This window comes from Streptococcus infantis (assembly GCF_047460685.1).
GTDB lineage: Bacteria > Bacillota > Bacilli > Lactobacillales > Streptococcaceae > Streptococcus > Streptococcus infantis_AD.
Genome location: NZ_JASHFS010000008.1, coordinates 1 through 23,375 on the forward strand (window position 1 = coordinate 1; position 23,375 = coordinate 23,375).

General features: G+C 38.8%; 23 protein-coding genes and 1 pseudogene. All 24 read left to right on the plus strand.

Annotated features, from left to right (window positions below):
* Positions 1-247: 247 nt before the first annotated feature.
* On the plus strand, positions 248-1,306 hold the full coding sequence (locus QM917_RS04960) for a zinc-dependent alcohol dehydrogenase family protein (protein WP_000649456.1): 1,059 nt from the start codon (positions 248-250) through the stop codon (positions 1,304-1,306).
* 137 nt (positions 1,307-1,443) lie between these two features.
* Positions 1,444-1,821, plus strand: a complete 378-nt coding sequence (locus tag QM917_RS04965) for a DUF1033 family protein (RefSeq protein WP_007555701.1) — start codon at positions 1,444-1,446, stop codon at positions 1,819-1,821.
* Positions 1,822-1,878: 57 nt separating this feature from the next.
* Positions 1,879-2,820, plus strand: a complete 942-nt coding sequence (gene comGA, locus QM917_RS04970) for a competence type IV pilus ATPase ComGA (protein WP_248036010.1) — start codon at positions 1,879-1,881, stop codon at positions 2,818-2,820.
* Positions 2,741-3,784, plus strand: a complete 1,044-nt coding sequence (comGB, locus tag QM917_RS04975; RefSeq protein WP_248036009.1) for a competence type IV pilus assembly protein ComGB — start codon at positions 2,741-2,743, stop codon at positions 3,782-3,784. The genes comGA and comGB overlap by 80 nt, the downstream gene beginning before the upstream one ends.
* Positions 3,785-4,108, plus strand: a complete 324-nt coding sequence (gene comGC / locus QM917_RS04980; protein WP_414276515.1) for a competence type IV pilus major pilin ComGC — start codon at positions 3,785-3,787, stop codon at positions 4,106-4,108. It begins immediately after the preceding gene.
* On the plus strand, positions 4,071-4,505 hold the full coding sequence (gene comGD, locus QM917_RS04985; RefSeq protein WP_414276514.1) for a competence type IV pilus minor pilin ComGD: 435 nt from the start codon (positions 4,071-4,073) through the stop codon (positions 4,503-4,505). The genes comGC and comGD overlap by 38 nt, the downstream gene beginning before the upstream one ends.
* On the plus strand, positions 4,468-4,770 hold the full coding sequence (gene comGE / locus QM917_RS04990) for a competence type IV pilus minor pilin ComGE (protein WP_414285134.1): 303 nt from the start codon (positions 4,468-4,470) through the stop codon (positions 4,768-4,770). Before comGD ends, comGE begins: the two co-directional genes overlap by 38 nt.
* Complete coding sequence (comGF, locus tag QM917_RS04995) at positions 4,733-5,194, plus strand: competence type IV pilus minor pilin ComGF (RefSeq protein WP_281335755.1); 462 nt, start codon at positions 4,733-4,735, stop codon at positions 5,192-5,194. The genes comGE and comGF overlap by 38 nt, the downstream gene beginning before the upstream one ends.
* Positions 5,172-5,609 (plus strand): competence type IV pilus minor pilin ComGG, encoded by a 438-nt coding sequence (comGG, locus tag QM917_RS05000; RefSeq protein WP_281335756.1) that lies wholly within the window; start codon positions 5,172-5,174, stop codon positions 5,607-5,609. The genes comGF and comGG overlap by 23 nt, the downstream gene beginning before the upstream one ends.
* A gap of 58 nt (positions 5,610-5,667) precedes the next feature.
* Entirely contained in the window at positions 5,668-6,369 is a 702-nt protein-coding gene (locus QM917_RS05005; protein ID WP_281335757.1) for a histidine phosphatase family protein, read from the plus strand.
* Positions 6,370-6,558: 189 nt separating this feature from the next.
* Positions 6,559-8,265, plus strand: coding sequence for an ABC transporter ATP-binding protein (locus QM917_RS05010; protein ID WP_414285136.1), 1,707 nt, complete (start codon positions 6,559-6,561; stop codon positions 8,263-8,265).
* Position 8,266: 1 nt separating this feature from the next.
* Entirely contained in the window at positions 8,267-10,033 is a 1,767-nt protein-coding gene (locus QM917_RS05015) for an ABC transporter ATP-binding protein (protein WP_414285138.1), read from the plus strand.
* A gap of 296 nt (positions 10,034-10,329) precedes the next feature.
* The gene (locus QM917_RS05020; RefSeq protein ID WP_049529724.1) at positions 10,330-11,019 is read left to right on the plus strand and encodes a gamma-glutamyl-gamma-aminobutyrate hydrolase family protein; all 690 of its coding nucleotides are present in this window, start codon (positions 10,330-10,332) and stop codon (positions 11,017-11,019) included.
* Between the two features lie 171 nt (positions 11,020-11,190).
* Positions 11,191-12,540: a glucose-6-phosphate isomerase gene (locus tag QM917_RS05025; RefSeq protein WP_000018239.1), complete on the plus strand. Its 1,350-nt coding sequence runs from the start codon at positions 11,191-11,193 to the stop codon at positions 12,538-12,540.
* A 183-nt stretch (positions 12,541-12,723) separates the two neighbouring features.
* Positions 12,724-13,524, plus strand: a complete 801-nt coding sequence (locus tag QM917_RS05030; RefSeq protein ID WP_001000838.1) for an SDR family oxidoreductase — start codon at positions 12,724-12,726, stop codon at positions 13,522-13,524.
* Positions 13,525-13,586: 62 nt separating this feature from the next.
* Entirely contained in the window at positions 13,587-15,413 is a 1,827-nt protein-coding gene (locus QM917_RS05035) for a PTS sugar transporter subunit IIA (RefSeq protein ID WP_265531116.1), read from the plus strand.
* A complete protein-coding gene (locus tag QM917_RS05040; protein ID WP_001086644.1) occupies positions 15,413-15,910 on the plus strand; it encodes a transcriptional regulator GutM in 498 nt (165 codons plus the stop codon). Before QM917_RS05035 ends, QM917_RS05040 begins: the two co-directional genes overlap by 1 nt.
* Positions 15,907-16,452, plus strand: a complete 546-nt coding sequence (locus QM917_RS05045) for a PTS glucitol/sorbitol transporter subunit IIC (protein ID WP_001106813.1) — start codon at positions 15,907-15,909, stop codon at positions 16,450-16,452. Before QM917_RS05040 ends, QM917_RS05045 begins: the two co-directional genes overlap by 4 nt.
* A 13-nt stretch (positions 16,453-16,465) precedes the next feature.
* Positions 16,466-17,446: a PTS glucitol/sorbitol transporter subunit IIB gene (locus QM917_RS05050; RefSeq protein WP_000120696.1), complete on the plus strand. Its 981-nt coding sequence runs from the start codon at positions 16,466-16,468 to the stop codon at positions 17,444-17,446.
* A gap of 100 nt (positions 17,447-17,546) precedes the next feature.
* Entirely contained in the window at positions 17,547-17,918 is a 372-nt protein-coding gene (locus tag QM917_RS05055; protein ID WP_414285140.1) for a PTS glucitol/sorbitol transporter subunit IIA, read from the plus strand.
* 196 nt (positions 17,919-18,114) lie between these two features.
* Positions 18,115-18,591: pseudogene (gene pgi, locus QM917_RS05060) on the plus strand (glucose-6-phosphate isomerase); the annotation flags it as partial.
* 129 nt (positions 18,592-18,720) lie between these two features.
* The gene (gene gltX / locus QM917_RS05065; protein WP_414285142.1) at positions 18,721-20,181 is read left to right on the plus strand and encodes a glutamate--tRNA ligase; all 1,461 of its coding nucleotides are present in this window, start codon (positions 18,721-18,723) and stop codon (positions 20,179-20,181) included.
* Between the two features lie 580 nt (positions 20,182-20,761).
* Positions 20,762-21,976 carry a pyridoxal phosphate-dependent aminotransferase gene (locus QM917_RS05070; protein WP_045762715.1) on the plus strand — a complete coding sequence of 405 codons (1,215 nt, stop codon included), beginning with the start codon at positions 20,762-20,764 and terminating at the stop codon, positions 21,974-21,976.
* Between the two features lie 253 nt (positions 21,977-22,229).
* The gene (locus QM917_RS05075) at positions 22,230-22,814 is read left to right on the plus strand and encodes a DUF2625 family protein (protein WP_311522988.1); all 585 of its coding nucleotides are present in this window, start codon (positions 22,230-22,232) and stop codon (positions 22,812-22,814) included.
* Positions 22,815-23,375: the final 561 nt, after the last annotated feature.

Here is a 23,375-nt window from a genome sequence, read left to right on the forward strand (position 1 = left end):
AAGTTGTCTAAAGCTCTCTCCTTTCTTTCTTAATTCATATATTTGAACTTTATCTTCATAAGTTAATTTCATAATAAAAACACCCCAAAAGTTAGATTTTTATGTCTAACTTTTGGGGTGCAGTTCACTTTAGTTTCTACTTTTTTTAATAAATTCGTGAACACTTTCACATATTACTTGATTTTTATATTGAAAAGGCTTACAATTATGATATAAACAATACAAATAAAAAAGCGGAGGATTGCTTATGAAAGCTTATACTTACGTTAAACCAGGCCTTGCGTCATTTGTTGATGTTGACAAACCAGTTATTCGCAAGCCAACAGATGCTATTGTGCGTATCGTTAAGACTACTATTTGTGGTACAGACCTTCATATTATTAAAGGGGATGTTCCTGCTTGTAAGAGTGGAACAATCTTAGGACATGAAGGAATTGGTATTGTAGAGGAAGTTGGAGCAGGAGTTTCAAACTTCAAAAAAGGCGATAAGGTTTTGATTTCTTGTGTTTGTGCCTGTGGTAAATGCTACTACTGTAAAAAGGGAATCTATGCTCACTGTGAAGACGAAGGTGGATGGATTTTTGGACATTTGATTGACGGTATGCAAGCAGAATATCTTCGTGTGCCCCATGCTGATAATACTCTTTATCATACTCCAGCTGACTTGTCTGATGAAGCTTTGGTTATGTTATCTGATATCTTGCCAACTGGCTATGAAATTGGTGTCTTAAAAGGGAAAGTTGAGCCTGGTTGTAGTGTAGCTATCGTTGGTTCAGGGCCAGTCGGATTGGCAGCTCTTTTGACGGCACAATTCTATTCACCAGCTAAATTGATTATGGTGGACCTAGACGATAACCGCTTGGATACTGCAGTTTCTTTCGGTGCTACTCATAAGATTAATTCTTCAGATCCTGAAAAGGCAATTCAAGAAATTTATGATTTGACAGATGGTCGAGGTGTAGATGTCGCTATTGAGGCGGTAGGAATTCCTGCAACGTTTGATCTCTGTCAAAAGATTATCGGTGTAGACGGAACAGTAGCCAACTGTGGTGTGCATGGTAAGCCAGTTCAGTTTGATTTGGACACTCTTTGGATTCGTAACATTAATGTTACTACTGGATTGGTTTCTACCAATACAACTCCTCAGCTTTTGAAAGCCTTAGAAAGTCATAAAATTGAACCTGAAAAATTGGTAACTCATTATTTCAAACTTAGTGAAATAGAAAAGGCCTATGAAGTATTTAGTAAGGCCGCCGATCATCATGCGATTAAAGTGATCATTGAAAACGATATTTCAGAAGGTTAATCTTGTTTTTAAATCCAGTTATTCGTTTTTGAATAGCTGGATTTTTTGAAAATGTTATATAATTCGTGAAAATGAGCAAAATTCTTTCATTGTTCTCAAAATTTCGCTATAATATACGGTACAAAGGAAGTTAAACTATGTATCGAGTTATAAAAATGTACGGAGATTTTGAACCGTGGTGGTTTATAGAAGGCTGGGAAGACGACGTCATTGCGAGCAAAAAATTTGATAACTATTATGACGCTTTGAAATATTATAAGTCTTGTTGGTTTGAGTTAGAAAAGGAGATTCCCCTTTACAAAAGTAGAGGAGACTTGATGACTATTTTTTGGGATCCAGAAGATAAACGCTGGTGTGAAGAATGCGATGAATTTCTTCAGCAATATCATTCCTTGGCTTTGTTGGAAGATGGTCAAGTCATTCCTGATGAAAAATTTAGACCTGGTTACGAAAAGCAGACTGGTTTAGAAATCCACCGTACTTGTCGCATAAAAAAAGAAGAAACAACTTTTTAATGAAGTTGTTTCTTCTTTTTTATATTTTCTTCGAATAATAAGAATGAGGAGGAAGATATGGTACAAACACTTGCACAAGAATTGATTACACTGGCCAAAAAACAGGGAGCTCAGGACATCTATTTTGTTCCTAAAGAAAAGATTTATGAGCTACATATGCGAGTTGGAGATGAGAGACATTTGATTAACACCTATGACTTTGAAAAGTTGGGGGCTGTCATTAGTCATTTTAAGTTTATTGCGGGGATGAACGTTGGAGAAAAACGCCGTAGTCAGCTTGGTTCCTGTGATTATCAGCATGGAGACAAGGTTTCTTCATTACGTTTATCGACGGTGGGAGATTATCGTGGTCATGAGAGTCTAGTAATCCGGCTTTTGCATGATCAAGAACAAGAGTTGCGCTTCTGGTTTCAGGACCTTATGGAACTGGAAAAGGGTTTTAGGCAACGCGGGCTTTATCTTTTTGCAGGCCCCGTAGGAAGTGGCAAAACTACTTTGATGCATGAATTAGCCAAGTCATTGTTTAAGGGACAACAGGTCATGTCTATTGAAGATCCAGTAGAAATTAAGCAGGAAGAGATGCTACAGTTACAGCTTAATGAAGCTATCGGACTTAGCTATGAGAACTTGATAAAACTTTCCCTACGACATCGTCCAGATCTTTTAATCATTGGAGAAATTCGAGATAGCGAAACAGCCCGTGCCGTTGTACGAGCTAGTCTGACAGGTGCCACGGTATTCTCGACAATCCATGCCAAGAGTGTTCGTGGGGTTTATGAGCGCCTCTTAGAACTTGGTGTCAGTGAAGATGAACTTGCAGTAGTTTTACAAGGTGTTTGTTACCAAAGACTAATCGCAGGAGGAGGAATTATTGATTTTGCAAACAAAAATTACCAAGAACACCAGGCAGAAAAGTGGAATGGACAAATTGACCAGCTTCTTAAAGAAGGACATATCACTGCCCTTCAAGCTGAAACGGAGAAAATTAGCTACCAGTAAGCAGAAGAAAATCATCACTCTTTTTAACAATTTATTTTCCAGTGGTTTTCATCTGGTAGAAATCATTTCCTTTCTTGATAGAAGTCTTTTGTTGGAAAAGAAATATGTATCTCAGATGCGCTTAGGACTCTCGCAGGGGAAATCCTTCTCGGAAATGATGAGAACTTTAGGTTTTTCGAGTGCTATTGTCACGCAACTTTCCTTGGCTGAAGTTCATGGAAATCTTCATTTGAGTTTAGGGAAAATTGAAGAGTATCTTGATAATCTTGCTAAGGTGAAGAAGAAGTTAATTGAAGTTGCGACCTATCCAGTCATTTTGTTAGCTTTCTTACTGCTCATTATGTTGGGTTTGCGGAATTATCTCTTACCTCAACTAGATAGTAGTAATATAGCTACCTTAGTGATTAGTAACTTGCCACAGATTTTTCTTGGGCTTGTTCTAGCGTTAGCTCTAGTATCTTTAACAGGGCTGATTTTCTACAGGAAATCTAAGAAGATACAAGTCTTTTCTTTTCTAGCTAGAATCCCCTTTCTAGGTGTGTTTATTCAATATTATCTGACGGCCTATTATGCTCGGGAATGGGGCAATATGATTGGTCAAGGTCTGGAGCTATCACAGATTTTTCAAATGATGCAGGAGCAAGGAAATCCTCTTTTTAAGGAAATCGGACATGATTTATCCCTGTCCTTGCAAAATGGGCATGAATTTTCTATGGTTGTGCAGAATTATCCTTTTTTTAGAAGAGAGTTGGGATTAATCATTGAATATGGAGAGGTCAAGTCCAAGTTGGGAAGCGAATTGGAAATCTATGCAGAGAAAACTTGGGAGGCATTCTTTACTCGAGTTAATCGTACGATGAACTTAGTTCAACCCCTGGTCTTTATTTTTGTAGCTCTGCTAATCGTTTTATTGTACGCAGCCATGTTGTTGCCTATGTATCAAAATATGGAGGTAAATTTTTAGATGAAAAAAATGTTGATGAAATTAAAAGAAGCCAAGGCAAAAGCTTTCACACTGGTAGAAATGTTGGTGGTGTTGCTCATCATTAGCGTTCTACTCTTATTGTTTGTGCCAAACCTAACTAAGCAAAAGGATGCAGTGAATGATAAGGGGAAAGCAGCAGTCGTCAAGGTGGTAGAAAGCCAAGCTGAACTCTATACTCTAGATAAAAATGAAGATGCTAGTCTAAGCAAATTACAGGCAGATGGACGTATCACTGCTGAGCAAGCAAAAGCTTACAAAGAGTATCATGATAAACAAAAGACAAGTCAAACAGTTGCGGATTAGGGCTTTTACCATGGTAGAAAGTCTATTGGTCTTAGGGATAGTAAGCATTTTGGCCTTGGGTTTGTCAAGTTCAGTTCAATCCACTTTTGCGGCGGTGGAAGAACAAATTTTCTTTATGGAGTTTGAGGAACTTTACCGAGAAACCCAGAAGCGAAGTCTGGCTAGCCAGCAAAAGATGAACTTGATTTTAGAAGAGAGAAGCATTAGTAATGGCTATCAGAAATTGGCCATCCCTAAAGGGATTCAGCTTCAGTCCAATCAGTCAATCACCTTTGATAAGGCAGGGGGGAGTTCATATCTGGTTAGCATCAGATTTCAAACAAGGAAAGAAGTGGTTCGCTACCGACTAAATATAGGAAATGGGAAGATTAAACGTATTCAAGAAGCAAAAAATTAAGGCGGTTATTTTACTGGAGGCAGTGATTTCACTAGCTATTTTTGCCAGTATTGCAACCCTCTTGTTAGGGCAGATTCAAGAAAGTAGACGACAGGAAGCAAGACTCTTAGAACAGGAAGAAGTTTTGCGTGTGGCTCGTATGGCTTTGCAGACTGGACAAAAGCAGTTGACTGTCAATAGACTTACAGTTCGTGTTGTCTCGAATGAGAGAGGTTTGGAGGTGTATCATGGAACTGAAAAATTACTGGCGATTCAAGATAAGTAGAGTCAGAGCTTTTACACTTTTAGAATCCCTGGTTGCTCTTATTGTGATTAGTGGGAGTTTGCTTCTTTTTCAATCTATGAGCCAACTCTTGGTTTCAGAAGTTCGCTACCAGCAGAAAAGTGAGCAAAAAGAATGGCTCTTATTTGTGGATCAGCTGGAAGCAGAGCTGAATCGAGCCCAATTTGAAAAAGTGGAGAATGATAGACTTTACCTCAAACAGGATGGAAACCCCATTTCCATGGGAAAATCAAAGTCAGATGATTTTCGGAAAACAGATGCCAGTGGACGTGGCTACCAGCCGATGGTTTACGGTCTGAAATCAGCTCATATTTACCAAAACGGGCAAAATGTTCATTTTAATTTTCAGTTTGAAAAGGGACTAGAGAGGGAGTTCATCTATCGTGTTGAAAAAGAAAAAAGTTAGAGCAGGCGTTCTTCTTTATGCCCTTGTAATGTCAGGTATTTTTAGTCTTCTGTTGCAGTTTTATCTGAACCGGCAAGTAGCTCATCATCAGGATTATGTCTTAAATAAAGAGAAACTGGTGGCTTATGCGATGGCTAAGAGAACCTATGAAAGAGCTAATTCTGAAAGTGGAGAACAGTCATTTAATGTAGGGAAGTCAACTTATCGAAGTGACGAAAAATTCTTCACAACGACTATTTCTACAGAAAAAAATCAATTTGAATTTCGTTTTCCACCTTTGAAAAAGACCGACGACAAGACGAAGAAAACAGAAAAAAAGTCTAAAGAAGGAAGTGAGGAGAAAACAGAAGAAGGGGTCAAAAAAGAGACTGCTAGGTCTTCAAAATTAGCACCTTCAAAGAACGGCACAGAGTAGTTTGGACGAGGTTTTTACCTGAAATCATGCTATAATAGATACATATGGAGGACCAAAAATGGCAAGTGTGAAATTGTATCTAGTGCGTCATGGGAAAACAATGTTTAATACGATTGGGCGTGCTCAAGGTTGGAGTGATACTCCTTTAACAGCTGAAGGTGAGCGAGGTATTCATGAATTGGGAATTGGCTTGCGTGAGTCAGGCTTAAAGTTTGAGCGTTCTTACTCGAGTGACTCAGGACGTACCATCCAAACTATGGGAATTATCCTTGAGGAACTAGGTTTGACAGGACAAATTCCTTATCGTATGGATAAGCGAATCCGTGAGTGGTGCTTTGGTAGCTTTGATGGTGCTTATGATGGAGATCTTTTTATGGGGATTATTCCTCGTATTTTTAATGTCGATCATGTGCATCGTTTGTCCTATGCGGAGCTAGCTGAAGGTTTGGTAGAAGTGGATACAGCAGGCTGGGCTGAGGGCTGGGAAAAACTAAGTGGTCGTATCTGGGAAGGCTTTGAAGCCATTGCCAAGGAAATGGAAGCCAATGGTGGAGGAAATGCCCTGGTAGTCAGCCATGGAATGACTATTGGTACCATTGTTTACCTCATTAACGGCATGCATCCACATGGTCTTGATAACGGAAGTGTGACGATTCTAGAGTACGAAGATGGTCAGTTCTCAGTCCAGATTGTTGGGGACCGTAGCTACCGTGAAATTGGACGAGTTAAGCTAGACGAGCAAGATAGTTCAGAACAATAACATTCAGCACTAAATTTAGAAGAATTTTTAAAGGATTGATAGAATGCTAATGTCTTGCTTGCACAAGCTTCGGAGAGCTGAGTACTTTGACAATAGCATTCTTTTTTGTTAGAATAGTATCAACATGAAAGCATAAGAAGGGACTGACAGAACTGTCGTCCCCTTTTGTCTATCTTATAAGGGGGAAATATGCTGTTTCAGAAAATAAAAGCCTATAAATGGCAGGCCCTGGCTTCCTTGGTTATGACAGGTCTAATGGTAACGAGTTCACTCTTGCAACCACGTTATTTGCAGGAGGTTTTAGAGGCCCTGCTAACGGGTGATAATGAAGCTATTTATACTATCGGTTTTTGGTTGATTCTTGTTGCCTTGATTGGTTTGGTTGCAGGTGGGATCAATGTAGTGTTAGCAGCTTACATTGCTCAAGGAGTTTCGTCTGACTTACGTGAAGATGCCTTTCGTAAGATTCAAACTTTTTCATACGCCAATATTGAGAAGTTTAATGCAGGGAACCTCGTTGTGCGTATGACTAACGATATCAACCAGATTCAAAACGTCGTTATGATGACCTTCCAAATCCTCTTTCGACTACCGATTTTATTTATTGGTTCCTTTATATTAGCCGTTGTCACTCTGCCTTCGCTGTGGTGGGTGCTGGTTCTTATGGTCGTTTTGATCGTCGCCATGACAGGTCTTATGATGGGAATGATGGGACCGCGCTTTGCAAAATTCCAGACCTTATTGGAGCGTATCAATGCCATTGCCAAAGAAAATTTACGTGGTGTGCGCGTGGTTAAGTCTTTTGTTCGAGAAAAAGACCAGTTTGCTAAGTTTACGCAGGTATCCGATGAATTACTGGGTGAAAACCTTTATATTGGCTACGCCTTTTCTATCGTTCAACCTGTAATGATGATGATTTCATACGGGGCTGTCTTTCTTTCAATCTGGCTTGTAGCAGGTATGGCAGAGTCAGATCCGTCAGTAGTTGGTTCTATTGCTTCCTTTGTAAACTACCTGAGTCAGATTATCTTTACCATCGTCATGGTTGGATTTTTGGGGAACTCAGTTACTCGTGCCATGATTTCCCTTCGTCGTATTCGTGAAATCCTTGATACAGAACCAGCTATGACTTTCAATGATGTGGAAGATGAAGAATTAGAAGGAAGTCTCAGTTTTGAAAATGTTACCTTTACCTATCCAAATGATGAAGAACCTATCCTAAAAAATGTATCCTTCGATATCGCAGCTGGTGAAATGGTTGGGGTTGTCGGAGCAACTGGTGCAGGGAAATCAACCTTGGCTCAGTTGATTCCACGATTATTTGATCCTCAGCAAGGTTCGATCAAGATTGGTGGAAAGGACATTCGGACAGTTAGTGAAGGGACGCTTCGTAAGACAGTTTCTATCGTCCTACAAAAAGCCATTCTCTTTAGTGGAACCATCGCAGATAATCTAAGACAAGGTAAGGGAGATGCGACAGTTTCAGAAATGGAACGCGCAGCTCGCATCGCCCAGGCCAGTGAATTTATTAGTCGTATGGACTTGGCCTTTGAAAGTCCGGTTGAGGAACGTGGGACTAACTTTTCTGGTGGACAAAAACAAAGAATGTCTATTGCGCGTGGGATTGTCAGCAATCCTCGTATCTTGATTTTTGATGATTCAACCTCTGCCCTTGATGCCAAATCGGAACGTTTGGTTCAAGAAGCCCTCAACAAGGATTTGAAGGGGACGACTACGATTATCATCGCACAAAAGATTAGCTCTGTTGTGCATGCTGATAAAATTTTAGTGCTTGACCAAGGTCGCTTGATTGGTCAAGGCAAACACGCTGACTTGGTTGCAACAAACCCAGTTTATCGTGAAATTTACGAGACGCAAAAAGGAAAGGAGGAGTAGGATGAAGACATTTGAATTCTTTTGGAACTATTTTAAAGTTTATAAGATATCCTTTGTCGTTGTTATTGCTATGATTATCATTGCAACGATTGCACAAGCTCTCTTTCCAGTATTTGCAGGTCAAACAGTCACAGAGCTGGCTAATTTGGTTATAGCCTATCAAAATGGAAATCCAGATATGGTTTGGCAAAGTCTATTGGGACTCCTAATTAATCTTGCCTATATTTTGATTGTTTTAGTGGTTTCTAGTCTTATCTATATGGTTTTGATGAGCCGTATTATTGCCGAATCGACAAATGAGATGCGTAAGGGACTTTTTGGCAAGCTTTCTCGCTTGACTGTTTCCTTCTTTGACCGCCATCAAGATGGTGATATCCTGTCACGTTTTACCAGTGATTTGGATAACATCCTACAGGCTTTCAACGAAAGTCTGGTGTCTGTTATGACCAATATTGCCCTTTATATTGGTTTGTTGATTGTCATGTTCGCAAAAAATGTGACCTTGGCTTTGATTACGATTGCTAGCACTCCGATAGCTGTCATCATGTTGATTATCATTTTGAAATTGGCAAGAAAATACACCAACCTCCAACAAAAGGAAGTTGGGAAGCTCAATGCTTATATGGATGAGAGTATCTCTGGACAAAAAGCAGTTATCGTTCAAGGTATCCAAGAAGATGTGATTGCTGGTTTTGTTGAGCAAAATGAACGGGTTCGAAAAGCCACTTTCAAGGGCAGAATGTTTTCAGGAATTCTCTTTCCTGTTATGAACGGAATGAGTTTGGTCAATACAGCAGTCGTTATTTTTGTAGGTTCAGCTGTATTGCTGAATGATCAGAATATCGAGACAGCAACTGCTCTGGGTTTGATTGTCATGTTTACCCAGTTTTCTCAGCAGTATTACCAGCCCATTATCCAATTAGCGGCGAGCTGGGGAAGTTTGCAACTGGCCTTTACAGGTGCAGACCGTATCCAAGAAATGTTTGATGCAGAAGAAGAAATTCGTCCTCAAGATGCTCCAGTTTTCACAGAATTGCGAGAGGGTGTGGAGATTCAGAACGTAGACTTCTCCTACCTCCCGGGAAAACCAATTCTGAAGGATGTCAGCATTTCAGCTCCAAAAGGGAAAATGATTGCGGTAGTTGGTCCGACAGGTTCAGGGAAAACAACCATCATGAACTTAATCAATCGTTTTTATGATGTGGATGCAGGTGGTATCAGCTTTGATGGAACAGATATTCGCGAGTTTGATTTAGACAGTTTGCGAAGTAAGGTAGGAATTGTTCTACAGGATTCTGTTTTGTTTAGCGGAACTATTCGTGACAATATTCGATTTGGAGTACCAGATGCCAGTCAGGAAATGGTCGAAGCAGCAGCTAAGGCTACGCATATCCATGAATATATCGAAAGTCTACCAGATAAGTACGATACCTTAATTAATGATGATCAGAGCGTATTCTCAACCGGTCAGAAGCAGTTGATTTCCATCGCCCGTACCTTGATGACAGATCCGCAGGTCTTAATTTTGGATGAGGCAACATCAAACGTGGATACTGTAACAGAGAGCAAGATTCAAAATGCCATGGAAGCTATTGTGGCAGGAAGAACTAGTTTTGTGATTGCCCATCGCTTGAAAACCATTCTCAATGCGGATCAGATTATCGTTCTTAAGGATGGTCAAGTTATCGAACAAGGAAATCATCACGAATTACTCAAGCTTGGAGGCTTTTACTCCGAACTGTACCATAATCAATTTGTCTTTGAATAATACTCTTCGAAAATCTCTTCAAACCACGTCAGCGTCCATCTGCAACCTCAAAATAGTATTTTGAGCTGACTTCGTCAGTTCTATCCACAACCTCAAAACTGTGTTTTGAGCAACCTGCGGCTAGCTTCTAGTTTGCTCTTTGATTTTCATTGAGTATAAGCAAAAAAGTTGTCCTAATTTTGGGCAACTTTTTCTGATAAAAAAATTTTATCACGGACTTAAAAAATACATATTAGACAGGAGTGGGTAAGGGTGATAAGATAAGATTATCAATGGAGAACGAAAGGAAGTCAGTAATGGTAAGAACAGTTGTTGGAGTAGCGGCAAACCTATGTCCTGTAGACGCAGAAGGAAAAAACATCCACTCATCTGTATCCTGTAAATTTGCTGAAAGTATTCGTCAGGTTGGCGGACTTCCTTTGGTCATTCCGGTTGGTGATGAGACACTTGTCCATGACTATGTAGAAATGATTGATAAGCTCATCTTGACTGGGGGACAAAATGTTCATCCTCAGTTTTATGGTGAGGAAAAAACAATTGATAGCGACGACTATAACCTAGCTCGCGACGAGTTTGAGCTAGCTCTTCTACAAGAAGCCTTGCGTCAGAACAAACCAATCTTAGCCATTTGCCGTGGCGTTCAGCTTGTCAACGTTGCTTTTGGTGGGACACTCAATCAGGATATTGAAGGTCATTGGCAAGGTCTACCTTTTGGGACTTCACATTCTATTGAGACAGTGGATGGCAGTGTAGTGTCTAAATTATTTGGTAAAGAAAGTCAGGTTAACTCAGTACATCGTCAGAGTATTAAAGACTTGGCACCCAATTTCCGCGTGACGGCTGTGGATCCACGTGATCAAACTGTTGAAGCAATCGAATCTATTGATGAGCACCGTATTATTGGTCTCCAGTGGCATCCAGAATTCTTGGTCAATGAAGAAGATGGCAACTTAGAATTATTTGAGTATTTATTGAATGAATTATAACGACTGGAAACCTAGTCGTTTTTTTGTCTTATTTCGTTCAAATTTTAATATTGTAACATTTTTTACGCAAATGTTTAAATTATGATAAAATTTGGAAAAATTCAGTATAAAAACTTGAAAAAATCTAAGGTAAGGGTTATGATAGAAGAGAAGAAATTTTGGAGGAATATTATGTCACATATTAAATTTGATTATTCAAAAGTATTAGATAAATTTGTTGCACCACATGAACTAGATTATATGCAGCCTCAAGTGACTGCAGCAGATTCTGCTCTGCGAAATGGTACAGGTCCTGGGGCAGAAATGACTGGCTGGTTGAACTTACCTGAAGAATATGACAAAGATGAATTTGCTCGTATTCAAAAGGCTGCTGCTAAAATCCAATCTGATAGTGAGGTATTGATCGTAATCGGTATTGGTGGTTCCTATTTAGGAGCTCGTGCAGCTATTGATTTCTTGAATAATTCATTTGTAAACTTGCAAAGAAAGGAAGAACGCAAGGCACCTCAGATCCTCTATGCTGGAAACTCTATCTCTTCAAGCTATTTGGCTGATTTGGTAGACTATGTATCAGACAAAGATTTCTCAGTAAACGTGATTTCTAAATCAGGTACAACAACTGAACCGGCTATTGCTTTCCGTGTCTTCAAAGAACTCTTGGTTAAGAAGTACGGTCAAGAAGAAGCTAACCAACGTATCTACGCAACTACAGACCGCGCTAAAGGTGCAGTTAAGGTTGAAGCAGATGCTAATGGCTGGGATACTTTTGTAGTGCCTGATAGTGTAGGTGGTCGTTTTACAGTATTGACAGCAGTGGGGCTCTTGCCAATCGCAGCTGCAGGAGCTGATATCAGCAAGTTAATGGAAGGAGCAAATGCTGCTCGCAAGGCTTATGCTTCTGATAAGTTGGCTGAAAATGAAGCATATCAATATGCAGTTGTACGCAATATCTTGTACCGTAAAGGTTATCTGACAGAAGTTCTAGCTAACTATGAACCATCTCTGCAATACTTCTCTGAGTGGTGGAAGCAACTGGCTGGTGAGTCAGAAGGGAAAGACCAAAAAGGGATTTATCCAACTTCAGCTAACTTCTCAACAGACTTGCACTCTCTGGGACAATTTATCCAGGAAGGTACCCGTATCCTCTTTGAAACAGTTATCCGTGTAGATAAACCTCGCAAAAATGTGCTGATTCCTGAATTGGCAGAAGACTTGGACGGTCTTGGCTACTTGCAAGGAAAAGATGTTGACTTTGTCAATAAAAAAGCTACAGATGGAGTGCTGTTAGCACACACTGATGGTGGAGTTCCAAATATGTTTGTGACACTGCCTGAGCAAGATGAGTTCACTTTGGGCTACACTATTTACTTCTTTGAGTTGGCTATTGCTCTTTCTGGCTACCTGAATGGTATCAATCCATTTGACCAGCCTGGAGTTGAAGCTTATAAGAAAAACATGTTTGCTCTTCTTGGGAAACCAGGCTTTGAAGAGCTGGGTGCTGAGTTGAATGCACGCCTTTGATTCTCATATGCTTTGAGTTCATTTAGAATATAAAAAGATCCACAAGTTCATTTCTTGTGGATTTTTAGTACAAGCCTCTTAATTAGTTTATTATTTTTTTTAAAAGTGTAAAAAAGAGTGTCTTAATTCTTTTATGAAAGCGCTGTATAATTGCCTTGTAAATAAAATTTGAGAGGTATCAAAATGAATGATTGGTTAAACATAAAAGGCAAAACAGTTCTTGTGACTGGCGCGTCATCTGGGATCGGTAAGGCAATCGTTGAAGAATTGCTGGAATTAGGAGTCAATGTAGCGAATTTTGATCTTAGCGACAACGATTTGCGTCACCCGAATCTATTATTTGTAAAAGTTGATGTAACTTCTCGCTCTGAAGTAGAAGAGGGTGTTGCCAAAATAGTTGAAAGATTTGGCAATATTGATGCGGTAGTCAATAATGCAGGGATTAATGTTCCCAGATTATTAATTGATGCAGAAAATCCTAAAGGTCCTTACGAGTTAGACGATGAAACGTTTGAAAAAGTAACAATGATTAATCAAAAAGGTTTGTATTTGGTTAGTCAGGCAGTAGGACGTATTTTAGTGAAAAATAGAAAAGGTGTAATTGTGAACATGGCTTCAGAAGCAGGTTTGGAAGGTTCTGAAGGACAAAGTGCCTATGCTGCAACAAAAGCAGCAGTCTATAGTTACACTCGTTCATGGGCGAAAGAGCTGGGTAAGCATGGTGTACGTGTGGTTGGAATTGCTCCAGGAATTATGGAAGCCACGGGGCTTCGAACTCTTTCTTATGAGGAAGCTCTTGCTTATACCCGTGGAAAGACGGTAGAAGATATTCGAGCTGGTTATGCTTCAACTTCAACAACTCCTTTGGGACGAAGTGGTAAACTACGGGAAGTAGCTGATCTTGTAGCATTCTATATTTCAGATCGTTCTAGCTATATAACTGGAGTCACTACAAATATTGCTGGAGGGAAAACTCGCGGTTAAAAAAATGAAGGTGAGGAAGAGAGTTGACCTTAGTAAATCGATGGTATAACATTTTAGAAAAAATGGTCTCACAGCCAACTTATTCCTTGGTAGATATGCGCTCAGAGCTGGATATTAGTATGCAAACCTTGCAAAAGAGTATCCAACAATTAAATGATGTTTTGGCTCCTAATATCCAGATTATCTCACAAGATGATAAGTTAATGTTAGAAGTGTATGACTATACAGAGTTGGAAAGGATTTTATCTGGTAGTTTAAAACAGGAGAGTGACTTCAATTCTTCCAGTAAAAGAATTGCCTATTTACTAAAACGTTTAATTAAGTCAAACTCCCCTCTTCTTATTGACGACTTGGCTGAGGAAGCAGGTGTTAGTAGAAGTACCCTTAATAAGGATTTAAAACAAGTAAAATCTTTGGCAGAGAGTTACTCTATCACTATTTCAGGAAAGCCCAACCGTGGGCTGGAGGTCTTGGGGGACGAGCTGAATTTGCGCTTGCTCTATATTCACCAAGTGGCCCCTTACTTTGAAGGAAGGACACTCACCGAGGCAACATCTTCTTTTCTGGAGACGCTACTCCAGGAGTATAAAATCCCGAAAGAAACAAAGGAACTCCTTCGAAAGACCATTTCAATTATGGTGGAGCGTATTCATGCATCTAGGGTGTTGAGTTGTCCTATTCCTTACTATAGGAATGATTTAACAGAGACCCCTTTGGTTGAGAAATTAATCTATCATATTGTGATGACTTATAAGATTTCCCTCAGTCAGTTTGAAATAGACTTTTTGTGTTTTCCTTTTAATGTCCGTTTTATTGACACTTTAAGCAAGCCGTCTTATCAATCTGAACAGCTTGCAAACATTTTTCAAGGGATTGTCAAGAAAGTCAAAGAAACAATGTTGGTTAACTTTGATGATGAAGAATTATTTGAAGAAATCAAGTCTCATCTAGGCCCCTTAATCAATCGACTGATTTTCCATGTGCAAGCTAATGATATATTTCATGGCGAGGTTCAAACTCAATATCCTTTTGCTTTTGAAATGGCGAAAATTGCTGGAGAAGAACTATCTGCAATTTTTGGTTCTGAATTGGAATTATCTGAAATCGGATATTTGGCTTTGTATTTTGAAATGATTTTAAGAAAGCAAAACTCTATTGTAAATAGTTCTCGCAAGCAGATAGCTGTAGTTTGCACAACAGGAAGAGGAACTGCTGCGATGATTATTCAGCAACTCAGACGAATCCTTGGAAATGATGTAGACATTACTCAGTATTCTGAAGAGGATTTTAATGTGGATTTGAATCAGGACTATTTCGCGATTTTTACGACAGTTCCTCTAAAATATAAAGATTCTAAATCTCCAGTCATTCAAGTTAATCATCTTTTTGATGATCAATGGTTGCGGGAAGAATGGCAGAGAGCCAATGCTTTTCATCAAAGAAATCTAGAAACAGTCAGCTTACGATTTGTTCGATTAGGTCCACAAAAAACCTATCATCAATACTTGCTAAATATGGTTGCAGAGTTAGAGAAACTTCAGATGATTGATGAAGGTTTTAGAAATCGGATAATTGATAGGGAGAAAAAACAATCAACCGTTTTTGGCGGAGGAATTGCTTTTCCCCATACAATTAACCAAGGTTATGCAAAAACTATTTTAATGTTTGGAAAACTAGAAGAGCCTTATCAAAAAGGAGATGATTGGATTGAATTTATCTTTCTAGTCGCTATACCCTCAGAAATTGAAAGAAAAATGGAAAGTGAATTGCTGGAATTGTATGACGACATTTTTCGAATTGCAGGAGAGCCTTCTCTAAAAGAAGCATTGAGGGCTGTAGAAACAGAGACAGAATTTCTATCATTTTCTAAGAGCAAAGGAGTATTTTAATGAATTCGCTAATAATTTTCGCTGTATTTATCATGGCAGCTTATATATTTCAAATGTTCCTCGGCTGGCAGCAACTCAAAGACTTCAATAAGACCTATACGATGCTCCGGAAACTGGGGCGCGTAGCGATTGGCAGAAAATCCGGAAGAATCAAATCCGGTACGATTGTCATGTTCGCGGTTGATGAAAACGGTCGGGTTCTTAAAGCTAGCAAAATGCAAGGAGTCACAATCTTAGCGCGTTTTCAAAATATGGACGATTATGTTGGAGAAGACATCCATTATTTTGACAAGTATAATCCTCTTGTGAGAAAAGAAAATAAGTTGATGCAATCAGCTATAGAAGATGCTAGAAAAGTCTATCTTTGGCATGAGGCAGGTATTGAGAAAGAGACAAGTTCTTCTGATTCTTTTCTGGGATTCGGCTTTTATGCGGATTACTTACAATTATCTATTAAACAGTTATTTAAAAAAAATAAGAAAAGGAGTTCCTTATGAATTACATTACAGAATTTGCAGAGAGTTTTATGAAACTCTTCCAATTAGGTGGAGAAACCTTTATTAGCTGGATGACAAATATTGTACCTCTTGTCTTGATGCTATTGATTGCAATGAATACCCTTATCGCTTTCTTGGGAGAAGAGAAGGTCAATTCCTTGGCTAAGATTTCTGCCAAAAATCCTGTTAGCCGGTATATGATTTTACCTTTCATTTCAGCTTTTATGCTGGGAAATCCGATGGCAATCAGTATGGGACGTTTCTTACCAGAATATTATAAACCTAGTTTTGTAGCAGCTCAGATGCAGTTTTGCCATACTTCAAATGGTGTATTTCCACATATCAATCCTGGGGAATTATTTGTATGGATGGGAATTGCGACAGGAATTCAAACTTTAGGTTTAAGTCAAATGGACTTAGCCATTCGTTACATGCTTGTTGGGCTTGTCATGAACTTTGTAGGTGGTTGGGTAACCGATTTTACAACTGCTTATGTAGCAAAACAGCAAGGTGTTACCTTGAGTAAAACATTTGATTTATAGAAAGAGTGAAATTATGTCATATAAGAGTATAAAAGTTGTTAAAGGAAATGGCGGTTTCGGAGGACCTTTGGTCATTACACCTAGTGAAGCTAAGCATAAATTCATCTATATTACTGGCGGCGGAGAAAAGCCAGATATTGTAGATAAAATTGCTGATTTGACCGGTATGGAAGCTGTTAATGGGTTTAAAACTTCTATCCCAGATGAGGAAATTGCTTTAGCAATCGTGGATTGTGGCGGTACTCTTCGCTGTGGTATTTATCCTAAAAAGGGAATCCCTACAATAAATATTGTTGCTACAGGGAAAAGTGGGCCTCTAGCTCAATATATAACCGAGGAAATCTATGTGTCAGCAGTTGGCCTTAATCAAATTTCTGCTGCTAATGAAGACGAAAAAGCGACAACTGTGGTAACTGAAAAGCCAACTTACGATACTAGTAAAAAAATTACAGAGCAAAAAGCTGAAACAAGTATTGTAGCACGAATTGGGATGGGGGCTGGTAAGGTCGTTGCAACTTTCAACCAGGCTGCTCGTGAAGCCATCCAAACAATGCTCAATACAATAATTCCTTTCATGGCCTTTGTTTCCTTGCTGATTGGGGTTATTCAAGGATCCGGTGTTGGAAATTGGCTGGCAAAATTAATGGTTCCCCTAGCGGGGAACATCTGGGGACTCGTTTTAATTGGCTTTATCTGTTCCTTACCATTCCTATCTCCTTTGTTAGGTCCCGGAGCTGTTATTAGTCAGATTATTGGAACTTTAATTGGAGTCGAAATCGGAAAAGGGACTATTCCGCCCCAAATGGCTCTGCCAGCTTTATTTGCTATCAACACTCAAAACGGTTGTGATTTCATTCCTGTAGCACTCGGCCTATCTGAAGCCAAGGCTGAAACAGTTGAGGTTGGTGTCCCTTCGGTACTTTATTCACGCTTTCTCAATGGTGTTCCGCGGGTGCTAGTTGCTTGGATAGCTAGTATTGGTCTTTATCAGTAGACCTTTGATAGACGCATGTAAACAGAGTAGCTATATTATGTTAAACTTATCTATAAGCCTAAGTTTATGACAAATTAGAGAAAGTATGAATAGAAATCAGATGAAGAAAATTTTTGAAACTAAAGTAATTCAAGTAGGGTCTGAAGCTCAGAATATGATTCAAGATGCCAATATGCTCATTTTATTTGGAGAAGAAGCACCGGAAGATTTATCAGAGTATTGTTTTAAGATTGATAATAAAAATCTGCTAGGTTCAATACTAGAAGGTGGCAAGCTGGTGGTAGATAATCAGGAATATTCGATTAGTTCCGTAGGAAATGTAGTAGAAAAAAATTTAACTGGACTGGGACATATCACGATTTCTTTTGATGGTTCAAAAGAGGGGAGCCTTCCTGGTACACTCCATGTTGTAGCAGATCAAGCGGTAGTAATTGATAAAGATTCTACCATTCAGATTTTTGAAACTGTTTAACCATAATAAAATTTCAAATCAAGCAATTTAGAAAAATAAAAGTCTAAAAAATTGATTCAGAGCCTGGACAAAAAGTCCAGGCTTCTGGGTCTAAATTAGAAAAAATAGATGACGCAGTGGTTGATTGGCAAGTCAATCAAACTAGCCAGTCAGTGCAAGGGAATTTCCAGCAAATGCATCCACAAGGGGTGCTTGAACAGAAGGGAAAGACCAAAAAGGTATCTACCCAACTTCAGCTAACTTCTCAACAGACCTACACTCATTGGGTCAATTTATCCAAGAAGGAACTCGTATCATGTTTGAAACAGTTGTTCGTGTTGACAAACCACGTAAGAACGTGATCATCCCTACTTTGGAAGAAGACCTTGACGGCCTTGGCTACCTTCAAGGAAAAGACGTTGACTTCGTTAACAAAAAAGCAACTGACGGTGTTCTTCTTGCCCACACTGACGGTGACGTACCAAACATGTACGTGACTCTTCCTGAGCAAGATGCCTTCACTCTTGGTTACACAATCTACTTCTTCGAATTGGCTATCGCCCTTTCAGGTTACTTGAACGCTATCAACCCATTTGACCAACCAGGTGTTGAAGCTTACAAACGTAACATGTTTGCCCTTCTTGGTAAACCAGGATTTGAAGAATTGAGCAAAGAACTCAACGCTCGTCTATAATTGACTAAAAAGAGTGGTTTTACCACTCTTTTTGCTTTTTCTCGAAAAGAGAAATTGGACTCTGGCGAGACTTGTGATATAATATAGAGAGCGAAAAGGCAGACGCCTAGAGACTTTATAGGAGAAGATATGTCAAAAGATATTCGTGTGCGTTACGCACCAAGTCCAACAGGACTATTACACATTGGTAATGCCCGTACAGCATTGTTTAACTACTTGTATGCACGCCACCATGGTGGAACTTTTATCATCCGTATCGAAGATACTGACCGCAAACGTCATGTCGAAGACGGAGAGCGTTCACAGCTTGAAAACCTTCGTTGGTTAGGCATGGACTGGGATGAAAGTCCAGAGACGCATGAAAACTACCGCCAGTCTGAGCGTTTGGAACTCTACCAAAAATATATCGACCAACTCTTAGCTGAAGGAAAAGCCTACAAATCTTACGTTACAGAAGAAGAATTGGCAGCAGAACGTGAACGTCAAGAAGCAGCAGGTGAAACACCTCGTTACATCAACGAATACCTTGGTATGAGCGAAGAAGAAAAAGCAGCTTACGTTGCAGAACGTGAAGCAGCGGGCATCATCCCGACGGTTCGTTTGGCAGTGAATGAGTCTGGTATCTACAAGTGGCACGATATGGTCAAAGGTGATATCGAATTTGAAGGCGGCAATATCGGCGGTGACTGGGTCATCCAGAAGAAAGATGGTTACCCAACTTACAACTTTGCCGTTGTCATTGATGACCACGATATGCAAATTTCTCACGTTATCCGTGGAGATGACCACATTGCCAATACACCAAAACAGCTCATGGTCTATGAAGCGCTTGGATGGGAAGCACCAGAATTCGGTCACATGACCTTAATCATCAACTCTGAAACTGGTAAGAAGTTATCTAAACGTGACACTAATACCCTTCAATTTATCGAAGATTACCGCAAGAAAGGTTACCTTCCAGAAGCAGTCTTTAATTTCATCTCTCTTCTTGGTTGGAACCCTGGTGGAGAAGACGAAATCTTTTCTCGCGAGGAACTCATTAAACTCTTTGATGAAAACCGTCTCAGCAAGTCTCCAGCGGCCTTCGATCAGAAGAAAATGGACTGGATGAGCAATGACTATATCAAGAATGCAGACCTCGAGACTATTTTTGAAATGGCAAAACCATTCCTTGAAGAAGCAGGGCGTTTGACAGACAAGGCTAAAAAATTGGTGGAACTCTACAAACCACAAATGAAGTCAGTGGACGAAATCGTTCCATTGACAGACCTTTTCTTCTCAGACTTCCCAGAATTGACAGAAGCTGAGCGAGAAGTCATGGCTGGTGAAACGGTTCCGACTGTACTTGAAGCCTTCAAAGCAAAACTTGAGTCTATGTCAGACGACGAGTTTGTGGTGGAAAACATCTTCCCACAAATCAAAGCAGTTCAAAAAGAAACAGGTATCAAAGGGAAGAACCTCTTCATGCCAATCCGTATCGCTGTTTCAGGGGAGATGCATGGGCCAGAACTACCAGAAACCATCTACTTGCTTGGTCGCGAAAAATCAATCCAACATATTGAAAAAATGTTGGCTGAAATTGCGAAATAATCTGGCGAAATTAAATTTCGTTCTAGATATTTGTAGAAGTAAAAACTGAGAGAATCACATGGTTCTCTCTTTTTTGTTGCCAAAGTAGAATCATATTCAATTAAATATTTAGGTGGCACTTTAAAAAGAGTTCTTTTTATATGTACTTATTTGAAAATGCAAAAGTTTTAGTGTATAATATTAAGTGACAGGGCAGGGGAAAGAAGTCAGTGATATGGTAAAATTCTTTACAAACAGACTCGAATTAGCCCAGACATCGTCTATGTTGTTTGTTGAGTCGACTTATTTTTTCTTTGCGTTTTGCTGGACACAGGAAGAAATTCATGAGTTCATGCAACTATCACCCATAACGATGCCTTCGTTTTCGATTCGAAGTTTATATGCGAGACTTTAGATTTAGACGTATATCTTACTAGAGGTGCATATTTTTCTCTTTCTTCTCCCAAAAATAGAAAGAAATCGACCTTGCTCTGTTCACCTTGCGTTAAGCAAGGTTTTTTTGTGGAATAGTACTAGGCGATTTACGATTTTTCTATCAAGTGGTATAATATTAACTATCCTGATGAATTGAGGAACTCAAATGAAAGAATTTAACAAATCAATCAAATTGGAGCATGTGGCTTATGATATTCGTGGACCAGTTCTTGAGGAAGCCATGCGTATGCGAGCAAATGGAGAAAAAATCCTTCGCTTGAATACAGGAAACCCAGCTGAGTTTGGCTTTACAGCACCAGATGAGGTCATCCATGATTTGATTATGAATGCGCGTGATAGTGAAGGTTATTCGGACTCAAAAGGTATCTTTTCAGCCCGTAAAGCAATTATGCAATATTGCCAATTGAAAAAATTCCCTAATGTAGGCATCGATGATATCTACCTTGGCAATGGTGTGAGTGAGTTGATTGTCATGTCCATGCAAGGTCTCTTGGACAATGGTGATGAGGTCTTGGTCCCTATGCCTGACTATCCTCTTTGGACTGCTGCAGTCAGCCTGGCTGGAGGAAATGCCGTTCACTACGTCTGTGATGAAGAAGCTGAATGGTATCCTGACTTAGATGATATCAAGTCTAAGATTAGTTCAAATACTAAGGCTATCGTTTTGATCAATCCAAATAACCCAACTGGAGCCCTCTATCCTAAGGAACTCTTGTTAGATATTATTGAGATTGCTCGTCAAAATGACTTAATTATCTTTGCGGATGAAATCTACGACCGTATGGTTATGGATGGTAATGTCCACACACCAGTAGCAAGTTTGGCTCCAGATCTTTTCTGTGTCAGCATGAATGGTCTGTCTAAATCTCACCGTATCGCTGGTTTCCGTGTGGGTTGGATGGTCTTGTCTGGACCTAAACATCATGTAAAGGGATATATTGAAGGCCTCAACATGCTTTCAAACATGCGCCTTTGTTCTAATGTCTTGGCTCAGCAGGTGGTTCAAACTTCACTAGGTGGTCACCAGTCAGTGGATGAATTGCTCTTGCCAGGTGGTCGTATCTATGAACAAAGAAACTTTATTTATAATGCCATTCAAGATATTCCAGGTTTGTCTGCAGTTAAACCTAAAGCTGGCCTCTATATCTTCCCTAAAATTGACCGCAATATGTATCGTATCGATGATGATGAACAGTTTGTTCTTGATTTCTTGAAGCAAGAAAAAGTACTTTTGGTTCATGGACGAGGCTTTAACTGGAAAGAACCAGATCACTTCCGTATTGTTTATCTACCACGCGTAGATGAGTTAGCCCAAATTCAAGAAAAGATGACTCGTTTCTTGAAACAGTATCGTAGATAAGAACGATCTAGGTTTCGAGTACAATCAGTAAATTTTATCTCAGAGAAATCAAATGTTTTGATGATTTTAACATTGTTTCTCTGAGTTTTTTCATGTTATTAAAAAATGTATTGATTATCTGCAATATCCTGAGAAGTTTGAATTTGTTGATTTAGATAATGAAGTATCTGCGATTGAACTTCTTTAATGTTGTGCATATAAATAAAAATGAAGCAAGAGTGTAAAATTGAATGGGATAGGGTAGACGAATAAAATGTTAACTACGAAAAAGATTATTGCAGAATTTGATAAAAGTTCTAATGATATTAAATTCCTTGAATTTAACAAAAAACTAACGGATAGTATAGAAAGACCACAAGAACTGAAGTTTATCTTAGAACATTTTTCTTATGTAACTGTGAATGGTTATTTAAAAATCTTGGGGAATGATTCAGAGAATGGATTCAGCTACTGTAATGAATTGTTTTCAAAATGTTATAACTCGAGTCGTTGTTTGATAGCTTATGATATCTTGGGTGGTCTATTTGCAATAAATATTGAAAAATTTAATGCAATAGAATATTTCGCTCCCGATACATTAGAATGGGAGGATTTGGAGATAGATTATAAGGACTTTTTATTTTGGGTGACGACAAATCAGTTAGACACATTTTATCAAGAACTGATAGTACCAGATTTGTTCACATTAGATTTATCGCTTGAATCAAATGAAGTTGTTTTGACCTATCCTTTTATTTGGTCAATGGAGTACACTCCATCAGGTGCAGCTAGAAAAATAGTCCCTTTTAAAGAATTGTTAGAAATGAATGCTGATTTTTATAGACAGTTAAGGATGTGATAAATAAAGGGTACAATGCATGAAAAATATATTTGAAATTGGTACATACAGTAAAATAGTATTAAATGGAAAATAATCATAAATGTAAACTGCTATTATTAAAGACTTCCGTAGCAAAAAGCTTTTTTGTATAAATGTGTATTACGAATGTGTGACTGATAGACAAACATTTAAATATATGATAAACAAAAATAGAAAAAAATTAAAAGGAGAATCCTTATGTCAGTAATTTCATCAGTGGGCCTCACATATTGCTTGATAAAAGAAAAGCATATTATTAGATGTTTAAAAAACTTGATTTAACGCGATTCTTGAATTTTAAAATTTCGATGTATTGCAATAAAAATTAACCGAAAAACTACATTCTTTGTGAAATAAATTAGATGTTCGGATATATAGAGAAATGCTCTAGACAATATGACTAGAGCGTTTTTATCTTGTTTTGAAATTACATATCAATTTTATCAACTTGTCATTTATTTGATCAATGTACATTTTGGCAGAAAAAAAGAATACAGGACGAACTAATTCCTGTATTCCTAAAATAACTTAGAACAGAAA

Coding starts and splice junctions, on each gene's coding strand:
- comGF (WP_281335755.1), top strand. CDS start 4,733: ATGGAACTGAAAAATTACTGGCGATTCAAGATAAGTAGAGTCAGAGCT.
- comGA (WP_248036010.1), top strand. CDS start 1,879: ATGGTACAAACACTTGCACAAGAATTGATTACACTGGCCAAAAAACAG.
- QM917_RS05020 (WP_049529724.1), top strand. CDS start 10,330: ATGGTAAGAACAGTTGTTGGAGTAGCGGCAAACCTATGTCCTGTAGAC.
- comGB (WP_248036009.1), top strand. CDS start 2,741: ATGGACAAATTGACCAGCTTCTTAAAGAAGGACATATCACTGCCCTTC.
- QM917_RS05010 (WP_414285136.1), top strand. CDS start 6,559: ATGCTGTTTCAGAAAATAAAAGCCTATAAATGGCAGGCCCTGGCTTCC.
- QM917_RS05050 (WP_000120696.1), top strand. CDS start 16,466: ATGTCATATAAGAGTATAAAAGTTGTTAAAGGAAATGGCGGTTTCGGA.
- QM917_RS05005 (WP_281335757.1), top strand. CDS start 5,668: ATGGCAAGTGTGAAATTGTATCTAGTGCGTCATGGGAAAACAATGTTT.
- QM917_RS05035 (WP_265531116.1), top strand. CDS start 13,587: ATGGTCTCACAGCCAACTTATTCCTTGGTAGATATGCGCTCAGAGCTG.
- QM917_RS05040 (WP_001086644.1), top strand. CDS start 15,413: ATGAATTCGCTAATAATTTTCGCTGTATTTATCATGGCAGCTTATATA.
- comGC (WP_414276515.1), top strand. CDS start 3,785: ATGAAAAAAATGTTGATGAAATTAAAAGAAGCCAAGGCAAAAGCTTTC.
- QM917_RS05055 (WP_414285140.1), top strand. CDS start 17,547: ATGAAGAAAATTTTTGAAACTAAAGTAATTCAAGTAGGGTCTGAAGCT.
- QM917_RS05075 (WP_311522988.1), top strand. CDS start 22,230: ATGTTAACTACGAAAAAGATTATTGCAGAATTTGATAAAAGTTCTAAT.
- QM917_RS05070 (WP_045762715.1), top strand. CDS start 20,762: ATGAAAGAATTTAACAAATCAATCAAATTGGAGCATGTGGCTTATGAT.
- QM917_RS04960 (WP_000649456.1), top strand. CDS start 248: ATGAAAGCTTATACTTACGTTAAACCAGGCCTTGCGTCATTTGTTGAT.
- QM917_RS05045 (WP_001106813.1), top strand. CDS start 15,907: ATGAATTACATTACAGAATTTGCAGAGAGTTTTATGAAACTCTTCCAA.
- gltX (WP_414285142.1), top strand. CDS start 18,721: ATGTCAAAAGATATTCGTGTGCGTTACGCACCAAGTCCAACAGGACTA.
- QM917_RS05025 (WP_000018239.1), top strand. CDS start 11,191: ATGTCACATATTAAATTTGATTATTCAAAAGTATTAGATAAATTTGTT.
- comGD (WP_414276514.1), top strand. CDS start 4,071: ATGATAAACAAAAGACAAGTCAAACAGTTGCGGATTAGGGCTTTTACC.
- QM917_RS05015 (WP_414285138.1), top strand. CDS start 8,267: ATGAAGACATTTGAATTCTTTTGGAACTATTTTAAAGTTTATAAGATA.
- QM917_RS04965 (WP_007555701.1), top strand. CDS start 1,444: ATGTATCGAGTTATAAAAATGTACGGAGATTTTGAACCGTGGTGGTTT.
- QM917_RS05030 (WP_001000838.1), top strand. CDS start 12,724: ATGAATGATTGGTTAAACATAAAAGGCAAAACAGTTCTTGTGACTGGC.
- comGE (WP_414285134.1), top strand. CDS start 4,468: ATGGGAAGATTAAACGTATTCAAGAAGCAAAAAATTAAGGCGGTTATT.